This is a genomic window from Dolichospermum lemmermannii CS-548 (assembly GCF_028330815.1).
Lineage (GTDB): Bacteria > Cyanobacteriota > Cyanobacteriia > Cyanobacteriales > Nostocaceae > Dolichospermum > Dolichospermum lemmermannii.
The window spans coordinates 1-20,066 of the sequence record NZ_JAQMTJ010000100.1; the positions used below are offsets into that span (position 1 = coordinate 1).

General features: G+C 39.3%; 16 protein-coding genes. 13 read left to right on the top strand and 3 right to left on the bottom strand.

Translation table 11 applies throughout. The annotated features are described in order from the left end of the window. Positions 1-508: 508 nt before the first annotated feature. Both PN450_RS06745 and PN450_RS06750 read right to left on the bottom strand, forming a co-directional pair. Entirely contained in the window at positions 509-1,000 is a 492-nt protein-coding gene (locus PN450_RS06745; protein WP_271835795.1) for an Imm30 family immunity protein, read from the bottom strand. Positions 1,001-1,011: 11 nt separating this feature from the next. After that, a complete protein-coding gene (locus PN450_RS06750; protein ID WP_271835796.1) occupies positions 1,012-1,239 on the bottom strand; it encodes a hypothetical protein in 228 nt (75 codons plus the stop codon). Between the two features lie 627 nt (positions 1,240-1,866). Here PN450_RS06750 and PN450_RS06755 point away from each other — a divergent pair. The 10 genes from PN450_RS06755 (at position 1,867) to PN450_RS06800 (ending at position 13,462) form a co-directional block, all read left to right on the top strand. Continuing rightward, positions 1,867-5,721, top strand: coding sequence for an Eco57I restriction-modification methylase domain-containing protein (locus PN450_RS06755; RefSeq protein WP_271835797.1), 3,855 nt, complete (start codon positions 1,867-1,869; stop codon positions 5,719-5,721). Between the two features lie 139 nt (positions 5,722-5,860). Then, positions 5,861-7,042, top strand: a complete 1,182-nt coding sequence (locus PN450_RS06760) for a class I SAM-dependent methyltransferase (protein WP_271835798.1) — start codon at positions 5,861-5,863, stop codon at positions 7,040-7,042. A gap of 123 nt (positions 7,043-7,165) precedes the next feature. Further along, positions 7,166-7,651, top strand: a complete 486-nt coding sequence (locus tag PN450_RS06765) for an ATP synthase subunit I (RefSeq protein WP_210422201.1) — start codon at positions 7,166-7,168, stop codon at positions 7,649-7,651. Between the two features lie 84 nt (positions 7,652-7,735). Then, positions 7,736-8,491 carry a F0F1 ATP synthase subunit A gene (atpB, locus tag PN450_RS06770; protein ID WP_168697036.1) on the top strand — a complete coding sequence of 252 codons (756 nt, stop codon included), beginning with the start codon at positions 7,736-7,738 and terminating at the stop codon, positions 8,489-8,491. A gap of 146 nt (positions 8,492-8,637) precedes the next feature. Further along, positions 8,638-8,883 (top strand): ATP synthase F0 subunit C, encoded by a 246-nt coding sequence (gene atpE, locus PN450_RS06775; RefSeq protein ID WP_148763740.1) that lies wholly within the window; start codon positions 8,638-8,640, stop codon positions 8,881-8,883. 183 nt (positions 8,884-9,066) lie between these two features. Continuing rightward, positions 9,067-9,498, top strand: a complete 432-nt coding sequence (locus tag PN450_RS06780) for a F0F1 ATP synthase subunit B' (protein WP_148763738.1) — start codon at positions 9,067-9,069, stop codon at positions 9,496-9,498. Between the two features lie 153 nt (positions 9,499-9,651). Continuing rightward, the gene (locus PN450_RS06785; protein WP_148763736.1) at positions 9,652-10,218 is read left to right on the top strand and encodes a F0F1 ATP synthase subunit B; all 567 of its coding nucleotides are present in this window, start codon (positions 9,652-9,654) and stop codon (positions 10,216-10,218) included. After that, on the top strand, positions 10,215-10,769 hold the full coding sequence (gene atpH / locus PN450_RS06790) for an ATP synthase F1 subunit delta (RefSeq protein ID WP_148763734.1): 555 nt from the start codon (positions 10,215-10,217) through the stop codon (positions 10,767-10,769). Before PN450_RS06785 ends, atpH begins: the two co-directional genes overlap by 4 nt. Positions 10,770-10,890: 121 nt before the next feature. After that, positions 10,891-12,411, top strand: a complete 1,521-nt coding sequence (gene atpA / locus PN450_RS06795; protein WP_015083294.1) for a F0F1 ATP synthase subunit alpha — start codon at positions 10,891-10,893, stop codon at positions 12,409-12,411. A 103-nt stretch (positions 12,412-12,514) separates the two neighbouring features. After that, positions 12,515-13,462, top strand: a complete 948-nt coding sequence (locus tag PN450_RS06800) for a F0F1 ATP synthase subunit gamma (protein ID WP_271835800.1) — start codon at positions 12,515-12,517, stop codon at positions 13,460-13,462. Between the two features lie 131 nt (positions 13,463-13,593). On the opposite strand, the gene PN450_RS06805 is transcribed toward PN450_RS06800, so the two are convergent. After that, positions 13,594-14,604 (bottom strand): NAD-dependent epimerase, encoded by a 1,011-nt coding sequence (locus PN450_RS06805; protein ID WP_271835801.1) that lies wholly within the window; start codon positions 14,602-14,604, stop codon positions 13,594-13,596. Between the two features lie 523 nt (positions 14,605-15,127). Between PN450_RS06805 and PN450_RS06810 the strand changes: the two genes are divergently transcribed. From PN450_RS06810 to apcB, 3 genes are all read left to right on the top strand, one after another. Continuing rightward, positions 15,128-18,520 carry a phycobilisome rod-core linker polypeptide gene (locus PN450_RS06810; protein WP_271835802.1) on the top strand — a complete coding sequence of 1,131 codons (3,393 nt, stop codon included), beginning with the start codon at positions 15,128-15,130 and terminating at the stop codon, positions 18,518-18,520. 365 nt (positions 18,521-18,885) lie between these two features. Further along, complete coding sequence (gene apcA, locus PN450_RS06815; RefSeq protein WP_015083288.1) at positions 18,886-19,371, top strand: allophycocyanin subunit alpha; 486 nt, start codon at positions 18,886-18,888, stop codon at positions 19,369-19,371. 67 nt (positions 19,372-19,438) lie between these two features. After that, positions 19,439-19,924, top strand: a complete 486-nt coding sequence (gene apcB, locus PN450_RS06820; RefSeq protein WP_015083287.1) for an allophycocyanin subunit beta — start codon at positions 19,439-19,441, stop codon at positions 19,922-19,924. The last annotated feature ends 142 nt before the right edge of the window (positions 19,925-20,066 follow it).

The window sequence follows — 20,066 nt, forward strand, 5'->3', positions numbered from 1 at the left end:
AACGAAAAATGGTCGTTTGGGGATTTGATATTAGCGATCGCCACCTAAGATTTCGACGATTTTGTATCAAAATTATCCTCACAGGTATTCAAAAATCCGAAATTACCGATTGTGACACTGGGGGGTGCGGAATGTGGGATTTAAAGCTTCCCAATCGCGTTCTCTTAAGGAGTTGAAAGAGGAAACATTTACCTGTAGATTATTAGAGTAATTCACAAGCAGGTTTTTTTGGTTGACTTTTACAAAAAGTAAGCATCATGATCCCTTAAAGACTAATATTTAGTTGATTTTACTAAATATTACAGCAATATTGATAATTATTCTAACATTCATCATTCTAGAGACAGGAAGATTTTTAGTTCAAAGAGACCACTTAAACAGAACTAGAAAAGCTGTTAGAGAGTTAGGTTTTTACACAAGTTGATTACCTTTTCTGGTTAAAAATAGTATAACACCACCAGTCCCCAGGTGATAAATCCTTTATAGAGTTTTCCCTTCGAGTACATCTTCAAGAAGGTACTCTTGTCAAAGAATGAGGTTCTGCTAGTTCTCCTACTAAAATACCACGAGGTGCTTCTATATGATAATTTATTTGATTAATAACACTTTCTTCTAACAGATCATAGATAAAATGATGAGGGTTTTTACGATTTATTAATTCTAAACCGTGACGATAAACTCCACACGCTGATACATCATTTAAAATCCGGTTGTGAATAATTCTCGTCCATTCTGGTGCTGTTATCATTAATTGAGGCACAACATGAATAAATGCTGTAATTTGTTTTTCCATATCAAAAGATTCCAGAAAATGAATTAAGCTAAACATCACTTCTGGCTGTTGACATTGATCATCTAAAATTAGATGATAGGCAGATAATTTATTTTCATCAGGACTTTCAGCTATTTCAGTTAAAGCATTTTCAAAATTTGTAACTTGTTCTTCTGTTTGCATTAAGCGATTTTCTTGCAAGGTTGCCAATAAATTATTTTGATTCATTGTTTTGTCCCTTATTTCTCAAAAATCCATGGCCAAGTATATTTATTCTGTCTGATTAATGTTTGCAAACTTTCCCTGATTTCTCTATTATACAAACCTTGACGAAGATAAATACAACGTACATCCCAAATTTCTTGTGCTAATGCTTCTCTGGACGATAGGTTTAAATTAGGGCGTTTACCGTAAGACATTGTTTGCCGATGACGACCTCCTTTTCCTGGTGATAAATGTTCCATCATAATGGCATATCCTTGATCTGTTGTATAATTAAGCGAAACTCTGGCTTTCATAAAAGCATCCGCAGGTATATGATGAGGTGTGAGGTTATCACCTCTACGTCCCTGTTTGATTAAGTCTCCATAAGTGCCTACAATTCCTTCTCCTGGAAGTAGTTGAGGTTGATTATTAATAATCTATTTACTCCTGTTTGGCTATTTCTATTGTTTAGTATTTTGATTATAAAGGAAATCGAATAATAAGTAAATTGTCTGATAGCGTAGCGTGGCGCAAGCCATATCAGGATATCCACCGATTAGAGGATTAACAGGATGTTTTTAGGAAATATAGGTTTTTGTGAATAATAGAAGATATATTTTTATCTAAATCATAATTTATAATCATTAAATATTCACAGAAAATCTACAAACTACAATCCTGTACATCCTTAAATCCTGGATTAGAGGATTAACAGGATGAAGAAATAGATAATTTAGCTTGATATCATCCATGAATATAAATATTTTGTTGCAAAAGTTTATCCTATATATTACAAATATTTACAATCTAAATGATTTTCATGGGTGTATCATTTCAATATCTATGCTAAAATGAACAATGATTAAATAATAAAAATAAAGTAAATACTTATGTCTAGTTTTGAGCAGTTTCAAAATGATTTCTTCAATATTTTCAATAATCAGAACTTCTATGAAGGCAAAACTTATTTAGAATATATTGCCGAACCACAAACTAATGATGAAGATAACATTGTTGATACTAAAATAATTTTGCCATTGCTGCTTGCTTTAGGTTTTGATTCAGGAGATATAGCTAAAAATACGACAGGTAATGCTAAAGATAGTAGCCGTCCAGATTTTGAAGTAAAATTAGCAAGTGGAAATATTCGATGTTTTCTAGTTGAGGATAAAAATACTGCATATAATCTTAAAAAATCTGATCCATTACAACAATTACGTGGTTATGCAACGAGTCGAGGTTATGAACTGGGATTAATTTGTAATGGTAAGTTGCTATTAGGTTATGATTTGTCTAACCCAAGTTATCCGAATCCTGTTTTACATCTTGATATTCAGAAAATCATAGAAACTTATCATTCAACTGGAATTGAAAATTTAACAATTGAACAAAATCAAGACTTAAAAAGTTTATATCGTAGATTTAATCAGCAAAGTTTTGAAAATATTGAGAATTTCATTCAAGACTTGAGTAAACCTGAAAATGAATGGTTGAATTGTGCAAAATCTCAAGATAATACTCCTAACTTTGATGAATTATTAATTGCAGACCTCAAACAAGCTATTAATCTTTTAGAAGAAGATGTTTTATATCAATTGCAATTATCACTGGAAGAATATGATCAATATTGTCAAGCTAAATATTTACCCAATAGTATTGATAAAATAAATATATCAGAAAATGAAACAATAACTAAAACTTTAGAAGGTTTACGGAATAAAATTAAAAATCATCTAAGAGTGTATGGAGTTCTAGAAGTTGGAGAATTTTCTGATGCTGGTGAAAAATTAATTGAATTTGCCGAAAAACCACAAGGTTCGATTCACGATTTTGAACAAATATTTTTAGATAAATTAAGAAATGCTCAAGCCAGAAAACAAGCTCAAAAAGATAAAAAACCTAGTAAAAATCAAAAGGTAGTGCAATTAGATTTAATTCCTAATATTTCCGAATCAAAACAAGAAGAACTAGGAATTAAAATTGCTGATGAAAATAAAATTAAAAAACTTGACCACACTAAGCTAAGTGAAATTTTAAAAGAATATTATAGAATTGTTTTGGATTGGAAAGCATGGGAAGCCAATCAAAATTTAACTCATGCAAATGCAATTAAAATACATCAATATTTTATATCTTGGCGTAATTTAGTTAGTAAAACCATTTTACAAGGTGCAGATGAAGATAAATTAAAAACAGAATTTGCTCGACAAACTGCTTATGTTTATGTCACTCGTCTTTTAATTGTCAGAATTTGTGAAGACAAGAAATTAATTAATCGTAAATTTTCTAATGGAGGGTTTAAATATTGGAAAGAAGAAGTTGAACCGCGATATTTAGATTTAGCGCAAGGAATGTCAATGGATTATCTTTTAGAAATGTCCTATCGTTCTGCTCAAAATATCTATACTCACTTCTTTAATAATGCTGATTTATTTAATTGGTATCGGATAAATTCCAATACTTTAATTAAAGTTTTGCACATCCTGAATGGGTTTAACTTACAACAAATTGATAGTGATATTATTGGGATGGTTTATGGTAGATATGTTGAAGAAGGAAAACATGAACAGGGTAGATATTTTACACCAAAACCAGTAGTTGAATATATTCTAGACTGCATAGGATATAAATCTGATAATCCTGATATTCGTGATAAAAAGTTATTAGACCCCGCAGGAGGTTCTGGGAGCTTTTTAGTTCATGCTGCGCGTCGTTTGATTGATTCCTATCGTTCACGGAGAACAAACACAATTCCCGTTGAAAATGTTCCTGCTATTATTCAACAGGTGAAAAATAACCTATTTTGTTTAGATATTAATCCGTTTGCTTGTTATTTAGCCGAAACAAATTTATTAATTCAAGTGATTGATTTACTCAAACAAGCGAAAGAAGCAGATACATTAAAAGACTGTACTATTGATAGATTTAATGTTTATAATACAGATTCTCTTTTATTAGCAAAATCGCAAGAAATTAGAACTACATTACTCAACCCTATTCTTGATTTAGAACTTTCTACGGTTGCTCAAATCAAAACACAAACAGGAATGTTTGCAGATGGTTTTGATTTTGTAGTTGCTAATCCTCCTTATGTTAAAGCTGATGAACCTGGAGCAGATATTTATCGTCGAGAAATAGAAAGTTCTGGACGATTTGAAACACTTCATGAAAAGTGGGATCTCTTTGTTCCATTTATTGAACTTTCTTGTAAAGCTACCAAGGGTTTAGGTAAAGTTGGTTTGATTGTTTCTAGGGGTATTCAAACTAATAATTATGGAGAGTTACTCCGAGAATATATTGCTAAAAATCTCACTATTAATCAAGTAGATTTTTTTAATAATGTGCGAATTTTCTCTGATGCTGTTGTTAGTAATACGGTTCTTTTTTTAGAAAAGATTCCCCCAGGAGATGATCATCAAGTAAAAAGAGTTTTACACACTGGTTCATTTACACAAATTCAAGAAATTAATCCTTTGAATCAATCTGAATATCAAGGAAAAGTATTTAGACAGTTTGTAGTTAATGATAATTTTGAAGATGTTACATATTTAGAAGATATTTGTTATTGTACTGTAGGAATGGTTTTGAATGCTGATGAAACCAAAGCTAAAGGAGCATTTAAAAAAGATATTCTTTTAAGTTCACAAGTAGATAAAATTCATTCTAAGAAATATATTGATGGAGAAAATATTATTAGAGAACTAGCAATTGATAATATTCGTTATCTGGAATGGGATACTGAAAGAGTTCCTGGACAAATTCGTAGAGCAACAATTCCTGAATTATATAATTATCCTAAAATTTTATTTGGAATGACTTCATTTCCCACCTATGATCGAGGAATAGCAGAAGGAGATGGATTTTATGTTCCTGATAGTGTGAGAATTTGTGTAAGATGGGATGATGTTTATAAAGTTAAGCGTTTAGAGAAAGAAAAAAGACAGATGTATGAGCTTTCTAAAAAGCGTCAAAAACTTATTGGTGATGGAAAAGGTAAGAAATTACAAATTTATCAATATGCAGAAGAGAAAATAAAAATAGCAGAAAAATTTGATTTAAGATATATTGCTGCTATTCTTGCATCTAGTTTTGGTAAACGCTTTTTACTATTAAACAATCGTGATGAAAATATTATGAGTGTCAATAGTGAAACTCAAATAGCTAAAAGTCGTATATATCCTGATGATTTGAAAGAATTTCCCATTAAAAATATTTCTTTAGAAGAACAACAGCCATTTATTGATTATGTTAATCATTTAATAGAATCGAATTGGAATTTATATACATTGACACAATTAGGACATAAAATTAAGTTCGATTATAGTGATAGTGATCCAACAATCGAAGTTAATTTTCGGCAAGTTTTTGAAAGTCTAAATTTACCTTGTTGGAATTTTTTAAACGCAGAACCGCACAGATTTGAAATTATCGGTGAACGTAATCAAACTATCACGAAAATAAAAATAAAAGATGATAAACTTTTAAATGTTCGTCAAGAATTAATATTTTCAGAAAGTACAATAGTTTTAGAATTTCTGAAAATTTATCTTCAACAATATGAAAAACGGGGCTTAACTTGGACAGATTTAATCCAGGAAGGTAAAATACCTAAAACAGATGAATATATCCAGCAAATATTCGATCAATGTACTCGTTTACAAACAGCAATAACTGATACCATTTCTGATATTCGTTCAACATACAAAGAATTGGATGAGATGGTAAGTCAGTTATATAAACATTAGTGTTATTACGGAATCAATCCCCATATCTATCAACAACAAGGGTTTAGCATTGCTAAATCCCTCTGAATAGACAGAATTTATTTTTTGCCCAAAATCCCCCCTATCCGGTAAACTCAGAAATGCTGCGTTATTCCTAATCATGTCTGACTCCCAAGTAAGTGCTGCTGTTGCGAAACTCTACGATACCTATCCATTCCCTCCCGAACCCATCCTCGACGAACCACCACCAGGATATAATTGGCGTTGGAATTGGTTAGCTGCTTACAACTTCTGCACAGGTAGAAAACCACAAAAGCAAGATATCCGCATTTTAGATGCTGGTTGTGGTTCGGGAGTGGGAACAGAATATTTAGTACATCTCAACCCACAAGCGCAGGTAGTGGGAATAGATTTAAGTGCTGGTACATTAGAAGTAGCAAAAAAACGCTGTCAAAGTTCTGGCGCTGACCGTGTAGAATTTCATCATCTGAGTATTTATGATGTGGATAAGATACCAGGAGAATTTGAATTAATTAATTGCGTTGGTGTGCTTCATCATTTACCAGATCCCATTCGGGGTATTGAAGCATTAGCGAAAAAACTCGCCCCCGGTGGAATAATGCACATCTTTGTGTATGGAGAATTGGGAAGATGGGAAATACAACTCATGCAAAAAGCGATCGCTCTCCTCCAAGGTAACAAAAAAGGCGACTATCGTGATGGTGTCCAAGTCGGACGACAAATCTTCGCTTCTCTACCAGAAAACAACCGCATTGTCAAGCGAGAAAAAGAAAGATGGGCAATGGAAAACCAGCGAGATGAATGTTTCGCTGATATGTACGTCCATCCTCAAGAAACTGATTACAATATTGATACATTATTTACATTAATAGAAGCTTCCGGTTTAGACTTTGTAGGTTTCTCAAATCCTGGTTTTTGGCAATTGGAAAAGCTTCTAGAAAAAGCACCAGAGCTAATTGAACGAGCCGAAGAATTAACAGAACGTCAACGTTATCGTCTCGTAGAATTACTGAATCCAGAAGTAACCCATTACGAATTTTTCCTCAGTCGTCCCCCCATACCAAAAACTGATTGGTCAGCAGATAACACATTACTAGCAGCTATTCCTGAACTTAACCCTTGCATAGATGGGTTTCCCAGTCAATGCTTATTTAACTATGATTATCAAATTATTAACTTAACAACAGCAGAATTTGAATTTATGCAAAAATGTGGTAACAATGCCACAGTGGCTGAAATTTTAGCCCAAGTCGAGCTAGACTTAAACGGAGTAAGACATCTCCTCAAACAACAACTACTCTTACTAACCCCCGCTTCATAAAAAAATCAGTCATAGGCGATTCTGTTACCAATGACCAATGACCAATGACCAATGACCAAAAATAAGTTAATTGTTTTTTTCTAAAGTAGTGTTACCGGATCGTGATATGATTCAACTGACTGAATGTACAGTCATCTCATATTAGCTGTACTGGTTTCAAGTCTCGTGAGCTTGTCAGAAGAATCAATTGCACCGACTCAGACAACACAACAAGATGAGAAATCTGGTTTTGCTCAAACAGAACCAGTAAGCTCTTCCATGCAAGAGTTCTATCAACTCTATCAGAAGTTGCTAGTCATCACACTTGTGTTGACGGGGATTATTTTTATCTCTGTGTGGATTTTTTATTCCTTAAACATAGCCCTAAATTATTTGATTGGGGCGTGTACAGGTGTGGTTTACTTAAAAATGCTGGCTAACGATGTCGAGAGACTTGGTGGTGAAAAACAGAGTTTGAGTAAAAATCGTTTTGCTCTGATCATGATACCGATTATATTGGCGAGTCAATGGCATCAGCTACATATTCTACCTATATTCTTGGGGTTTCTCACCTACAAAGCTACCCTCCTCATCTATATTGTGCAAACTGGATTCATTCCTGAAGCTTAAAGTTGTAGAGGTAAAGCACAATGCTAAACCACTACAGACAATCCTCCAATCCTCGATTTTTGGGGAAAACCTTGAAGAACGCCCATGCTTAGTGTATTAAACGCTTTTAACGCTTTTCCCCTCGCCGAATTAGAAGTAGGTCATCACTTCTTGTGGCAACTGGGCAGTCTCAAAATACATGGGCAAGTATTTCTCACCTCATGGTTTGTGATTGCTACACTAGTAATAGCATCACTAGCTGCCACCAAAAACGTCCAAAAAATTCCTAGCGGCATCCAAAATTTCATGGAATATGCCCTAGAATTTATTCGGGACATAGCGAAAAACCAAATCGGAGAGAAAGAATATCGCCCCTGGGTACCATTTATTGGTACGCTATTCTTGTTTATCTTCGTATCAAATTGGTCAGGAGCATTAATTCCCTGGAAGCTAATCAAATTGCCTGCTGGTGAACTAGCTGCTCCTACCAACGACATCAATACAACCGTCGCATTGGCATTGCTCACATCCTTGGCGTATTTCTACGCTGGATTTAGTAAGAAAGGTCTAGGCTACTTTAAGAAATATATTGAGCCAACACCCGTTCTTTTGCCAATTGCTATTCTCGAAGATTTCACCAAGCCTCTCTCCCTAAGCTTCCGTCTATTTGGAAATATATTGGCGGATGAATTAGTTGTGGGTGTATTGGTATTACTCGTGCCTCTCTTTGTGCCTTTGCCAGTAATGGCTTTGGGTTTATTTACTAGTGCCATTCAAGCCCTCGTATTTGCGACCCTAGCCGGGGCATATATTCATGAAGCCTTAGAGGGACACGGTGAAGAAGAACATGAGGAGCATTAACTTCCTCAGTTGATTGCCCAGTTAAAACGAGCAAATTTGCTCAAAACATCGCCACGGCGATTTGAGAACCTAGTACAGTGTGAAAAACACATATCTAGTTGTTACGTACATTTGTAATTTTTGTAGTTAAAGCAAGGAAAATCGTCATGGATCCAATCGTACAAGCTGCTTCAGTTCTAGCTGCTGCTCTCGCTATCGGTTTATCTTCAATTGGGCCTGGTCTTGGTCAAGGTAATGCAGCAGGTCAAGCAGTAGAAGGTATTGCTCGTCAGCCTGAAGCAGAAGGCAAAATTCGCGGCACACTACTTTTAACCTTAGCCTTCATGGAATCCTTGACAATTTACGGTTTGGTAATTGCCTTGGTATTGCTATTCGCTAACCCTTTTGCCTAAGACCGAAAAAGTTTTGTTAATCTAGAGACGTGCAAGATGTCACAGCAAGTAAAAAACTGGACATCTACACGCCTCTAAAAACTGGCAATTTATGGATCATCTAGGAAGAGATTCGTAAAATTATCAACGGCTGGATCACGTTACTAGCCAAGCAAATTCCTATTCCAGCCAAAGAGGAGAGAAATGTTTGATTTCGATGCTACCTTGCCATTAATGGCATTGCAATTCTTGTTGCTGGCAGCTTTGTTGAATGCAATTTTCTATAAGCCTCTGACTAAGGTATTGGATGATCGGGATAATTTTATCCGTACCAGTAACCTTGATGCTCGTGAACGCTTGGCTAAAGCTGAAAGCTTAACCAAAGAGTATGAGCAGCAACTAGCATCCGCTCGTAGGCAGTCACAAGTAACTATGGAAGCTGCCCAGAATGAAGCTAAGAAAATTACAGCACAAAAAATAGCTGAAGCTCAACAGGAAGCCCAAGCTCAACGCGAACAAGCTGCTAGAGAAATAGAGCAGCAAAAGCAAGCAGCTATGGCAACCCTAGAAGCACAAGTTGATGCCCTCAGCAACCAGATTCTAGAAAAACTATTAGGACCTGCTTTGGTGAAATAGTTCCGACTATATCACCAAGTTGGTGCTACGAAAGCATAAACACATCAGGGCTTATGCCCGAAAATGTGGCGAAATTTAAGTGTCCAAAACATTGGCACTTTTTTCCCTGTCGGGAAAAATCAACGAATTACCAAGCGAGCAGCGCACTTGTAGATGGCTAACATGGGCAATATTTTATTACTTGCCGCAGAAGCTGTTAACTCTGAAATGGCAGAAGGCGCAGCAGAAGGCGGTTTCGGTCTAAACCTAGACATCCTGGAAACCAATCTAATTAACTTAGTAATTCTGATTGGCATACTATTCTACTTTGGACGCAAAGTTTTAACCAATATCTTGACCGAAAGACGCTCCAATATTGAAAGCGTTATTCAAGATGCAGAAGGACGCTTGCGGGAAGCACAAACTGCTTTGGCAAAAGCCCAAGGGCAGTTAACCCAAGCACAGCAGGAAGCACAGAGAATTACTCAAGTAGCTGAACAAAATGCTCAAGCAGCTAAAGAAGCTATTTTAGTTAAAGCGAATCTGGATGTAGAGCGGTTGAAAGAAACCGCAGCATCTGATTTGAATGCAGAACTAGAGAAAGCTATCTCCCAACTTCGACAAAAGGTAGTGCTACAAGCACTGCAAAAAGTGGAAGCACAACTCAAGGGTGGTATTAGCGCAGATGCTCAACAAATTTTAATTGATCGTAGCATCGCACAACTGGGAGGCGAGATATGAAAAGTGATGCAGCAACCGCTGAAGTATCTCAGCCTTATGCACAGGCACTGTTATCCATTGCTCAATCTCAAAACTTAACAGAAGAGGTTGGGGGAGACGCACGGACATTTATCGGCTTATTAACAGGGAGTCAAGAACTCACAAGCTTTTTGAGCAATCCCTTTGTCAAGCCAGAGAACAAGAAAAATGTCCTCAAACAATTACTTGGTGAAGGTGTAAACCTCTGCCTCCGTAACTTTTTACTGCTGTTAGTTGACAGAAGACGGATTGCTTTCTTAGAACCAATTTTACAGCAGTATTTAGTGCTATTACGCCAACTAAATCAAACTGTATTAGCTGAAATTACTTCTGCGGTTCCCCTCACAGAAACCCAACAGCAAGCAATTACAGAAAAGGTGATTACTCTTACCAAAGCGCGTCAAGTGGAATTAGCCACAAAAATAGACAGCGATTTAATTGGTGGTGTAATTATCAAAGTTGGTTCTCAAGTAATTGACGCTAGTTTGCGTGGACAAATACGTCGTCTTTCCTTACGTTTAAGCAGTAACTAAATCGGTAATGGGTAATGGGTAATAGGTAATGGGTAATAGGGATAATTTTTCCCAATGACCAATGACCAATGACCAATCACTAATTATCATTAACTTCTTCCGACACTAATTAGCACGACAAATGAGTATTTCCATTAGACCTGACGAAATCAGCAGTATCATCCAACAACAAATCGAGCAATATGACCAAGAGGTTAAAGTTGCTAACGTTGGTACAGTGCTACAAGTAGGTGACGGTATTGCCCGGATTTATGGCTTGGAAAAAGCTATGGCTGGGGAACTCCTAGAATTTGAAGATGGCACAATTGGTATCGCCCAAAACTTAGAAGAAGATAACGTCGGTGCGGTACTGATGGGCGAAGGTCGGAGTATTCAAGAAGGTAGCTCTGTAACCGCTACTGGTAGAATTGCCCAAGTAGGCGTAGGTGACGCTCTCATTGGTCGCGTTGTTGATGCTTTGGGTCGTCCTATTGATGGTAAAGGTGATCCTAAGACTACCGAAACTCGGTTAATTGAATCTCCTGCCCCTGGGATTATTGCTCGTCGGTCTGTACATGAACCGATGCAAACAGGGATTACCGCTATTGACTCCATGATTCCCGTCGGCCGTGGTCAACGGGAATTAATCATTGGCGACCGTCAAACTGGTAAAACAGCGATCGCTATTGACACCATCATCAACCAAAAAGGTGAAGATGTAGTTTGCGTTTACGTGGCTATCGGTCAAAAAGCTTCCACCGTTGCTAACGTAGTTCAAACCTTACAAGAAAAAGGCGCGATGGACTACACAGTAGTTGTTGCGGCTAACGCCAGTGACCCAGCTACCCTCCAATTCCTCGCACCCTACACAGGCGCTAGTATTGCTGAGTATTTCATGTACAAAGGCAAAGCGACCTTAATCATCTATGATGACCTTTCCAAGCAAGCACAGGCTTATCGCCAAATGTCCTTGCTCCTCCGTCGTCCACCCGGTCGGGAAGCCTATCCTGGAGACGTATTCTACATTCACTCTCGCTTGTTGGAACGTGCTGCTAAACTCAGCGATGAATTAGGTAAAGGCAGTATGACTGCTCTACCTATCATTGAAACCCAAGCTGGTGACGTATCTGCATACATTCCTACCAACGTAATTTCCATTACCGACGGTCAGATTTTCTTGTCTTCTGACTTGTTTAACTCTGGTATCCGTCCCGCTGTAAACCCCGGTATCTCTGTATCCCGTGTAGGTTCTGCGGCGCAAACCAAGGCAATGAAAAAAGTTGCTGGTAAAATCAAACTAGAATTGGCTCAGTTTGACGACTTACAAGCTTTCGCACAATTCGCTTCTGATTTAGACAAAGCCACTCAAGACCAGTTGGCGCGTGGTGTCCGTTTACGGGAACTCTTAAAACAGCCCCAAAACGATCCTCTCTCCGTAGCTGAACAAGTAGCGGTTCTTTACGCTGGTATTAACGGTTACTTAGATGATATTGCAGTTAATCAAGTAACTAGCTTTGCTCTAGGTCTACGTGGCTACTTGAAGAATGTTAACACTGCATACTTCCAAGGCGTACAAGGTAGCAAAGCTCTAGGTGATGCAGAAGAAGCAGCTTTGAAAGCCGCTCTTACCGAATTCAAAAAGACCTTCCAAGCAGCAGCGTAACAGGTAACAGGTAATAGGTAGTGGGTAATAGGTAATAGCAATAACTTTTACCCAATTACCAATTACCAATTACCAATTACCAATTACCAATGACCTAAAAATTATGGCTAATCTCAAATCAATACGCGATCGCATTCAGTCGGTCAAAAACACTAAAAAAATTACCGAAGCCATGCGGCTGGTAGCAGCGGCGAGAGTCCGTCGCGCTCAAGAACAGGTAATTGCCACCCGTCCCTTTGCTGACCGTTTAGCGCAAGTATTATACGGGTTACAAACTCGGCTCAAATTTGAAGATGTTAATTTACCCTTACTGAAAAAACGCGAAGTTAAATCAGTGGGGTTACTCGTAGTTTCAGGCGATCGCGGCCTGTGTGGTGGTTACAATTCTAACGTGATCCGCCGTGCCGAAAATCGCGCCAAGGAACTGCAAGCTGAAGGCGTAGAAACCACCTTAATTCTTGTTGGCCGCAAAGCTACCCAATATTTCCAACGTCGTGGTTACAAAATTGACGCTACCTACAGCGGTTTAGAACAAATTCCTACCGCCGCAGAAGCTACCAATATTGCTGACGAACTACTTTCTCTCTTCCTGGCTGAAAAAGTAGACCGGATTGAGCTAGTTTATACAAAATTTGTCTCCTTGGTTAGTTCTCGTCCCGTCGTCCAAACTCTTCTACCTTTGGATACCCAAGGTTTGGAAGCAGCGGATGACGAAGTTTTCCGCCTAACTACCCGTGGTGGTCAATTCCAAGTGGAACGGGAAAAGGTAGCTAGTACAGTTACCGCTTTACCTAGTGACATGATTTTTGAACAAGATCCAGTGCAAATTCTGGATTCTTTGTTGCCATTATATCTGAGCAATCAGCTATTACGGTCATTACAAGAATCAGCAGCTAGTGAACTAGCCGCACGGATGACAGCGATGAGTAACGCCAGCGAAAACGCCGGTGAATTGATTAAAACTCTATCTTTGTCTTACAACAAAGCCCGTCAAGCCGCAATTACCCAGGAACTTCTGGAAGTTGTCGGTGGTGCGGAAGCGCTTACTTAATTTGGTGATTGGTGATTGGTGATTGGTGATTGGTGAGTCGGCGCGGTCTTGGGGGTTTCCCCCATGAGCGACTGACGAACCCAACGGGTAATTGGTAAAATCAACCATAACCAATCATCAGTTACTAATTTTTAAACTTGGTAATATGACCGATACCATACAACAAATCGCTCAATACCCACTTCAATCGAAGTATTCGGTTTAAAACCAATATCTTGCACCAAGTCATCAACATCAGCATAAGTTACAGGTAAATCACCAGGTTGTATTGGTAGCAGATTCTTTTTGGCTTTCATACCCAAGTAATTTTCTAAGGTTTCGATGAAGTTCATTAATTCAATCGGCTGATTATTGCCGATATTGTAATTTTTATATGGTGCATAACTTGTCGCGGGGTCAGGTGCATTTCCCGACCAATTGAGATTCGATTCAGCAACTTGATCAATAACGCGAATTACACCTTCAACAATGTCATCAATATAAGTAAAATCGCGTTTCATTTTACCATAATTAAAAACATCAATTGGTTGTCCTGCCAAAATTGCTTTAGTGAAGAGAAACAATGCCATATCAGGACGACCCCAGGGACCGTAAACTGTAAAAAAGCGCAATCCTGACGCTGGCAAGCCATACAAACTACTATAAGTATGTGCCATTAATTCGTTGGCTTTTTTGCTGGCTGCGTATAAACTAACGGGATGATCTACATTGTCGTGAACGGAGAAAGGAATTTTTGTATTTGCACCGTAAACTGAACTGGAAGAAGCAAATACTAAATGTTGTACATTTGTATGCCGGCAACCTTCTAGAATATTGACAAATCCTACCAAATTACTATCTACATAGGCGTGGGGATTTTTTAATGAATAGCGCACTCCTGGTTGTGCAGCCAAATTTACAACTTTATCAAAGTTTGATTCAATGAATAATTTGGGGATACTTTCTCTGTCTGCTAAATCTAATAAATGGAAGCTAAAACCAGGTTTTTCTAAAAGTTGTTTTAGTCTATCTTTTTTTAAAGTTACATCGTAATAATCATTGAGATTATCCAAACCAATAACTTCATCACCCCTTTCTAGTAAGTGTTTACTGAGGTGAAAACCAATAAAACCAGCCGCACCTGTAACTAAAATTTTCGTCATAATTTCACCACTGTGATATATATGGAGATTTACATTCTCCGTTTCCGCATAAATTTTGTAACTTGTTAAAATAAACAATAATATTTAATACATAATGTTGTATTTGCTACTCATTTAATTTATTTTACGTAATTTCCTTCTGATATCAATCACCGAAATAGAGAATATAGCGGTTTACCAACCCGTTACTAATATAGCATTCTCATTTTTGCCTCCCGTCTGTCCCCTGGTTTTATGAATAAGTTTAAGAATCATCAGAGTACAGAATGTACGATAAAATCTATATTCATCCCAGAAAATGGAAGTATGTATCTTCTTGAATATCAAATTTAGATTACAGATTCGACATACTTCTTAATAAACCAACAGTGTAAACGCAAAACGTTCTAATCTAAAAATTGACCGAGTTAATTTACTGGGTTTTAGAGGCGTAACATTCATAAATACGCAAAAATGTCAAGCCTTAAAATAAATAACCCAGGCTGAACAGATAAACAATTATGATAGGAGTCTTAAAAATCCCATGAGTGTTAAGGCAAGCGGTGGAAGCTCAGTTGCGCGTCCGCAACTATATCAAACCTTACCTGTCGCCACCATTTCCCAAGCGGAACAACAAGACCGCTTTTTGGGAAGAGGTGAACTAAGTGAACTTAGCAGCTATTTTGCCTCCGGTGCAAAGCGGTTAGAAATTGCCAAAATTTTGACAGACAATTCCGAAATCATCGTTTCTCGTGCGGCTAACCGGATTTTCATTGGTGGTTCACCAATGGCTTTCTTAGAAAAGCCCCAAGAGCGAGAATTGGCAATGGTTGGCGCTGGTGCTAATGTCCAAGAGGGCATGAAACTAGGAACAGTCACCTACGTTGAAAGTAGTGGTGGTTTCTTTGAAAACCTCCGTTCTATCTTCAATACTTCTGCTGGTGGACCAACACCTCCAGGCTTTAGACCTATTAACGTCGCTCGTTATGGGCCTAGCAACATGGCCAAAAGCTTACGTGACTTGTCTTGGTTCTTGCGCTATGCCACCTACGCCATTGTCGCTGGCGACCCCAACATCATCTCTGTAAATACCAGAGGTTTGCGGGAAATTATTGAAAATGCCTGTTCTGGAGAAGCAACCATCGTCGCTTTACAAGAAATCAAAGCAGCGTCCCTGTCTTATTTCCGGAAAGATGCCGCAGCCACAGAAATTGTGACTGAGTACATGAATGTGTTGCTGACAGAATTTAAAGCACCAACACCTTCTACTAAAGTTCGTCAACGTCCTTCCGGCGACCAACAAGGATTACAACTGCCGCAAATTTACGCTGTGGCCGCAGAACGTCGTCCCAAGTACGCCATGAAGCCCGGCTTGTCTTCTAGCGAAAAGACTGAAATCATTAAAGCGGCTTACCGTCAAGTATTCGAGCGCGATATTACCCGTGCTTATAGCTTGTCTATCTCTGACTTAGAATCGAAAGTCAAAAACTGCGAAATCTCCATGCGGGAGTTTATTCGCCGTTTAGCTAAATCTCCCCTTTACCAAAAACAGTTTTATCAGCCTTTTATTAACAGCCGGGTGATTGAATTGGCTTTCCGTCACATTTTAGGACGGGGACCAAGTAGCCGTGAGGAAGTGCAAAAATATTTTGCCATTGTTTCCCTCAAAGGTTTGGCAGGTTTAGTTGATGCTTTGGTAGATTCTACCGAATACAGCGATTACTTTGGTGAAGAAACAGTTCCCTACATTCGGGGTCTGGGTCAAGAAGCCCAAGAATGTCGTAACTGGGGACAACAGCAAGACCTGTTTAAATACAGTGCGCCTTTCCGGAAAGTTCCTCAGTTTATTACAACTTTTGCTGCTTACGAACAACCATTACCTGACCAACATCCCTACGGTTCTGGTAATGACCCCTTGGAAATTCAATTTGGGGCGATTTTCCCGAAAGCAACCCGCAACCCCAGCAGCAGCCCTGCACCGTTTAGTAAGGATACTCGCCGGATCTTGATTCACCAAGGGCCTGGTATCAATAACCAACTCAGCAATCCTAATGCTCGGAGTGTAGCTCCTGGGACTTTGGGCGCGAAGGTGTTCAAGTTAGACCAGTTACCTGGAACTATTGGCAGAAAAGCTCCTAAGGGTGTAAGTGTCAAGTTCTCGGAAAGTTCTACCCAAGCGGTAATTAAGGCTACTTATCTACAAGTTTTTGGTCGTGATGTTTACGAAGGTCAACGGCTGAAAGTTGCGGAAATTAAGCTGGAAAACGGCGATATCACCGTCCGCGAGTTTGTGCGGATGTTGGCGAAGTCGGATTTATTCCGGAAGATGTACTGGACTTCTCTCTATGTCTGTAAAGCCATTGAGTACATTCACCGTCGCTTGTTAGGTCGTCCTACCTACGGTCGGGAAGAAAACAACAAGTATTTTGACATCGCTGCTAAGAAGGGCTTTTATGCGGTCGTTGATGCCATTCTGGACAGTGACGAATACAGCCAAGCATTTAATGAAGATACAGTTCCTTACGAACGCTATCTAACTCCTGCGGGTGTGTCTTTACGTCAATTACGTGTGGGGACTATCCGCGAAGATTTGGCGAATGTTGAGAAACAGGAAACACCTCGCTTTGTGGAATTGGGTACAGTCACAGAAATGCGGACTGAACCAGATATTGAGTTCCGCATTAACCAAGGTGTTACTAAGCAACGTGAGCAAACCAAGGTCTTTAAACTGACAGCAGTTAAAAATGACAAGGTTGCGGCGGAAACTGTGATTAGCGGCGCTTATCGGCAGATTTTCGAGCGAGATATTGCTTCTTACATTTCTAAGAACGAGTTCACGGTTCTAGAAAGTAAGTTGGTGAATGGTGAAATCAGCGTTAAGGAATTTATTCAAGGTTTGGGTTACTCTAGCCTGTACCTGAAGGAGTTCTACACACCTTACCCCAATACAAAAGTAATTGAGTTGGGAACTAAGCATTTCTTAGGTCGCGCCCCTATTGACCAAGCAGAAATTCGCAAATACAACCAAATTTTAGCTACTCAAGGGATTCGGGCTTTTATTAGCGCGATGGTTGAAAGTGCTGAATATGGTCAGGTGTTTGGTGAAGATACTGTTCCTTTCCGTCGCTTCCCCACTTTACCTGCGGCTAATTTCCCCAATACCGAGAAGCTTTACAACCAGCTAACCAAGCAAAATGATGATTTGGTTGTTCCTAGTTTTGAAACTGTGAAGCCCCGGATTAAAACTGAGAATACGCCAATTCTCGCCAAGGCGATCGCTGATTTGGCAGCCCAAGCCAAGAAAATGGACAAGACTAAACCCTTGTTTATTGAATTGGGTCGTTCTTTCAATGATGGTCGTGGTCAATCTGTAGAAGTTGGTGTTGGTACAAGCCGTCGCAAACCAGCCCGGATTTACCGTGCTACCACCGGGACAAATTCCCCCGAAACCAATCAGGTCATTAATGCTATCTACTGTCAGGTAATGGACGTATTTAGCGGTCAAGTACCTGCTTATTTCCGCCGTTCTGACTTGGATAGCAAATTGCGTAACGGTGAAATTACCGTGCGTGAATTTGTTCTCGAACTAGCCAGTTCCGAAATCTATCGCAAACGGTTCTACGCGCCTTATCCCAACACCAAGGTAATTGAATTCCTCTTCCGTCACCTTTTGGGACGCGCACCAGCTACCCAAGGCGAAATCCGTCAATATAACAAATTATTGGCTGATAGCGGTTTACGGTCGGCTGTAGAGGCAATTGTCAACAGTCCTGAGTATGCTCGTTACTTTGGTGAAGACGTTGTTCCCTACAAACGCTATCCATCTTTACCAGCAGGTAACTACTTGGGTAGTGTTCAAGCTGAAGCTGACTTGGTGAAACAATCTTGGTCTAGCTTATCTCCTTCTGTTTTAACAGGTGGTCTTCCTAATAGATAGGTGACAGGTGACAGGTGACAGGTGACAGTAGAAGAAGAAATGGAGCAGGGAGCAGGGAGCAAGGGGGAAAATTCGTCTCCTCTGCACCCTGCACCCCTCCCCCCTGCCTCTTTTGCCTGTTCCCTGTTCCCTGAGAATGAGCGAATCTGAAAATAAGTGTTACAAAATATTAAGAGCAGTAATAAATGCTCAACATAATACTGGACAATATTTTGCGGGAGGTAATTGAGTTTTCCACCTGGTTTACACCAAATCCAGTCAATCTGGCTAAAAATGTAAATCAAGATGTAAATTCAGTACCAACCATATAAAGTCGTACCAGTTTAATCAAATTCTGGTTCCATTAGTTTTGGAGGAATCCATTAATGAGTATCGTCACGAAAGCTATCGTGAATGCTGATGCAGAAGCTCGCTACCTCAGCCCCGGTGAATTAGACAGAATCAAAGGTTTTGTTGCTGGTGGCGCACAACGTCTTCGCATCGCTCAAGTATTGACCGAAAACCGCGAACGCATTGTTAAAGGTGCTGGCGACCAACTGTTCCAAAAACGTCCTGATGTTGTTTCCCCCGGTGGTAACGCTTACGGTCAAGAAATGACAGCTACTTGCTTGCGTGACTTAGACTACTACTTGCGTCTTGTTACCTACGGAATCGTTTCTGGTGATGTTACAGCCATCGAAGAAATCGGTATCGTTGGTGTCCGCGAAATGTACAAATCTTTGGGTACTCCCATTGATGCAGTTGCTGGTGGCGTTGCCGCTATGAAGAACGTTGCTGCTACCTTGTTGTCTGCTGAAGACTCCGGTGAAGCTGGTTCTTACTTCGACTACGTTGTTGGTGCAATGCAGTAAGTTTTAGCTGTTTTTTGGCTCAAACTCAAACTGTGGCAATAAGGTTGGAAATAAGGAAAAAACAACAATGCAAGACGCAATTACCTCCGTTATCAATTCTTCAGATGTTCAAGGTAAATACCTTGATACCGCTGCTCTCGAAAAGCTAAAAGGCTACTTCGCTACTGGTGAACTGCGCGTTCGTGCAGCTACAACCATCAGTGCTAATGCTGCTGCGATCGTTAAAGAAGCTGTAGCTAAATCCTTGTTGTACTCTGACATCACCCGTCCCGGTGGTAATATGTACACCACCCGTCGTTACGCAGCTTGTATCCGTGACTTGGATTACTACTTGCGTTATTCTACCTACGCTATGCTTGCTGGTGACGCTTCCATTTTGGATGAGCGCGTATTGAATGGCTTGAAAGAAACCTACAACTCCTTGGGAGTACCCGTAGGCGCTACTGTTCAAGCTATCCAAGCTATGAAGGAAGTAACCGCTAGTTTGGTTGGTCCTGACGCTGGTAAAGAAATGGGCGTTTACTTTGACTATGTCTCCTCTGGCTTGAGCTAAGAGTTAGCTTTGCACTTAGTCATATAGGTGCGGCTTTGTTAAGGTCTGGAGATCAATCATGATTGCTAGAAGGTTCTCTTGCTGATTGATTGTAAGTGTTATCAGTCTAGTATTGATGGTTGATTTCCAGCCTTGGAAAAAA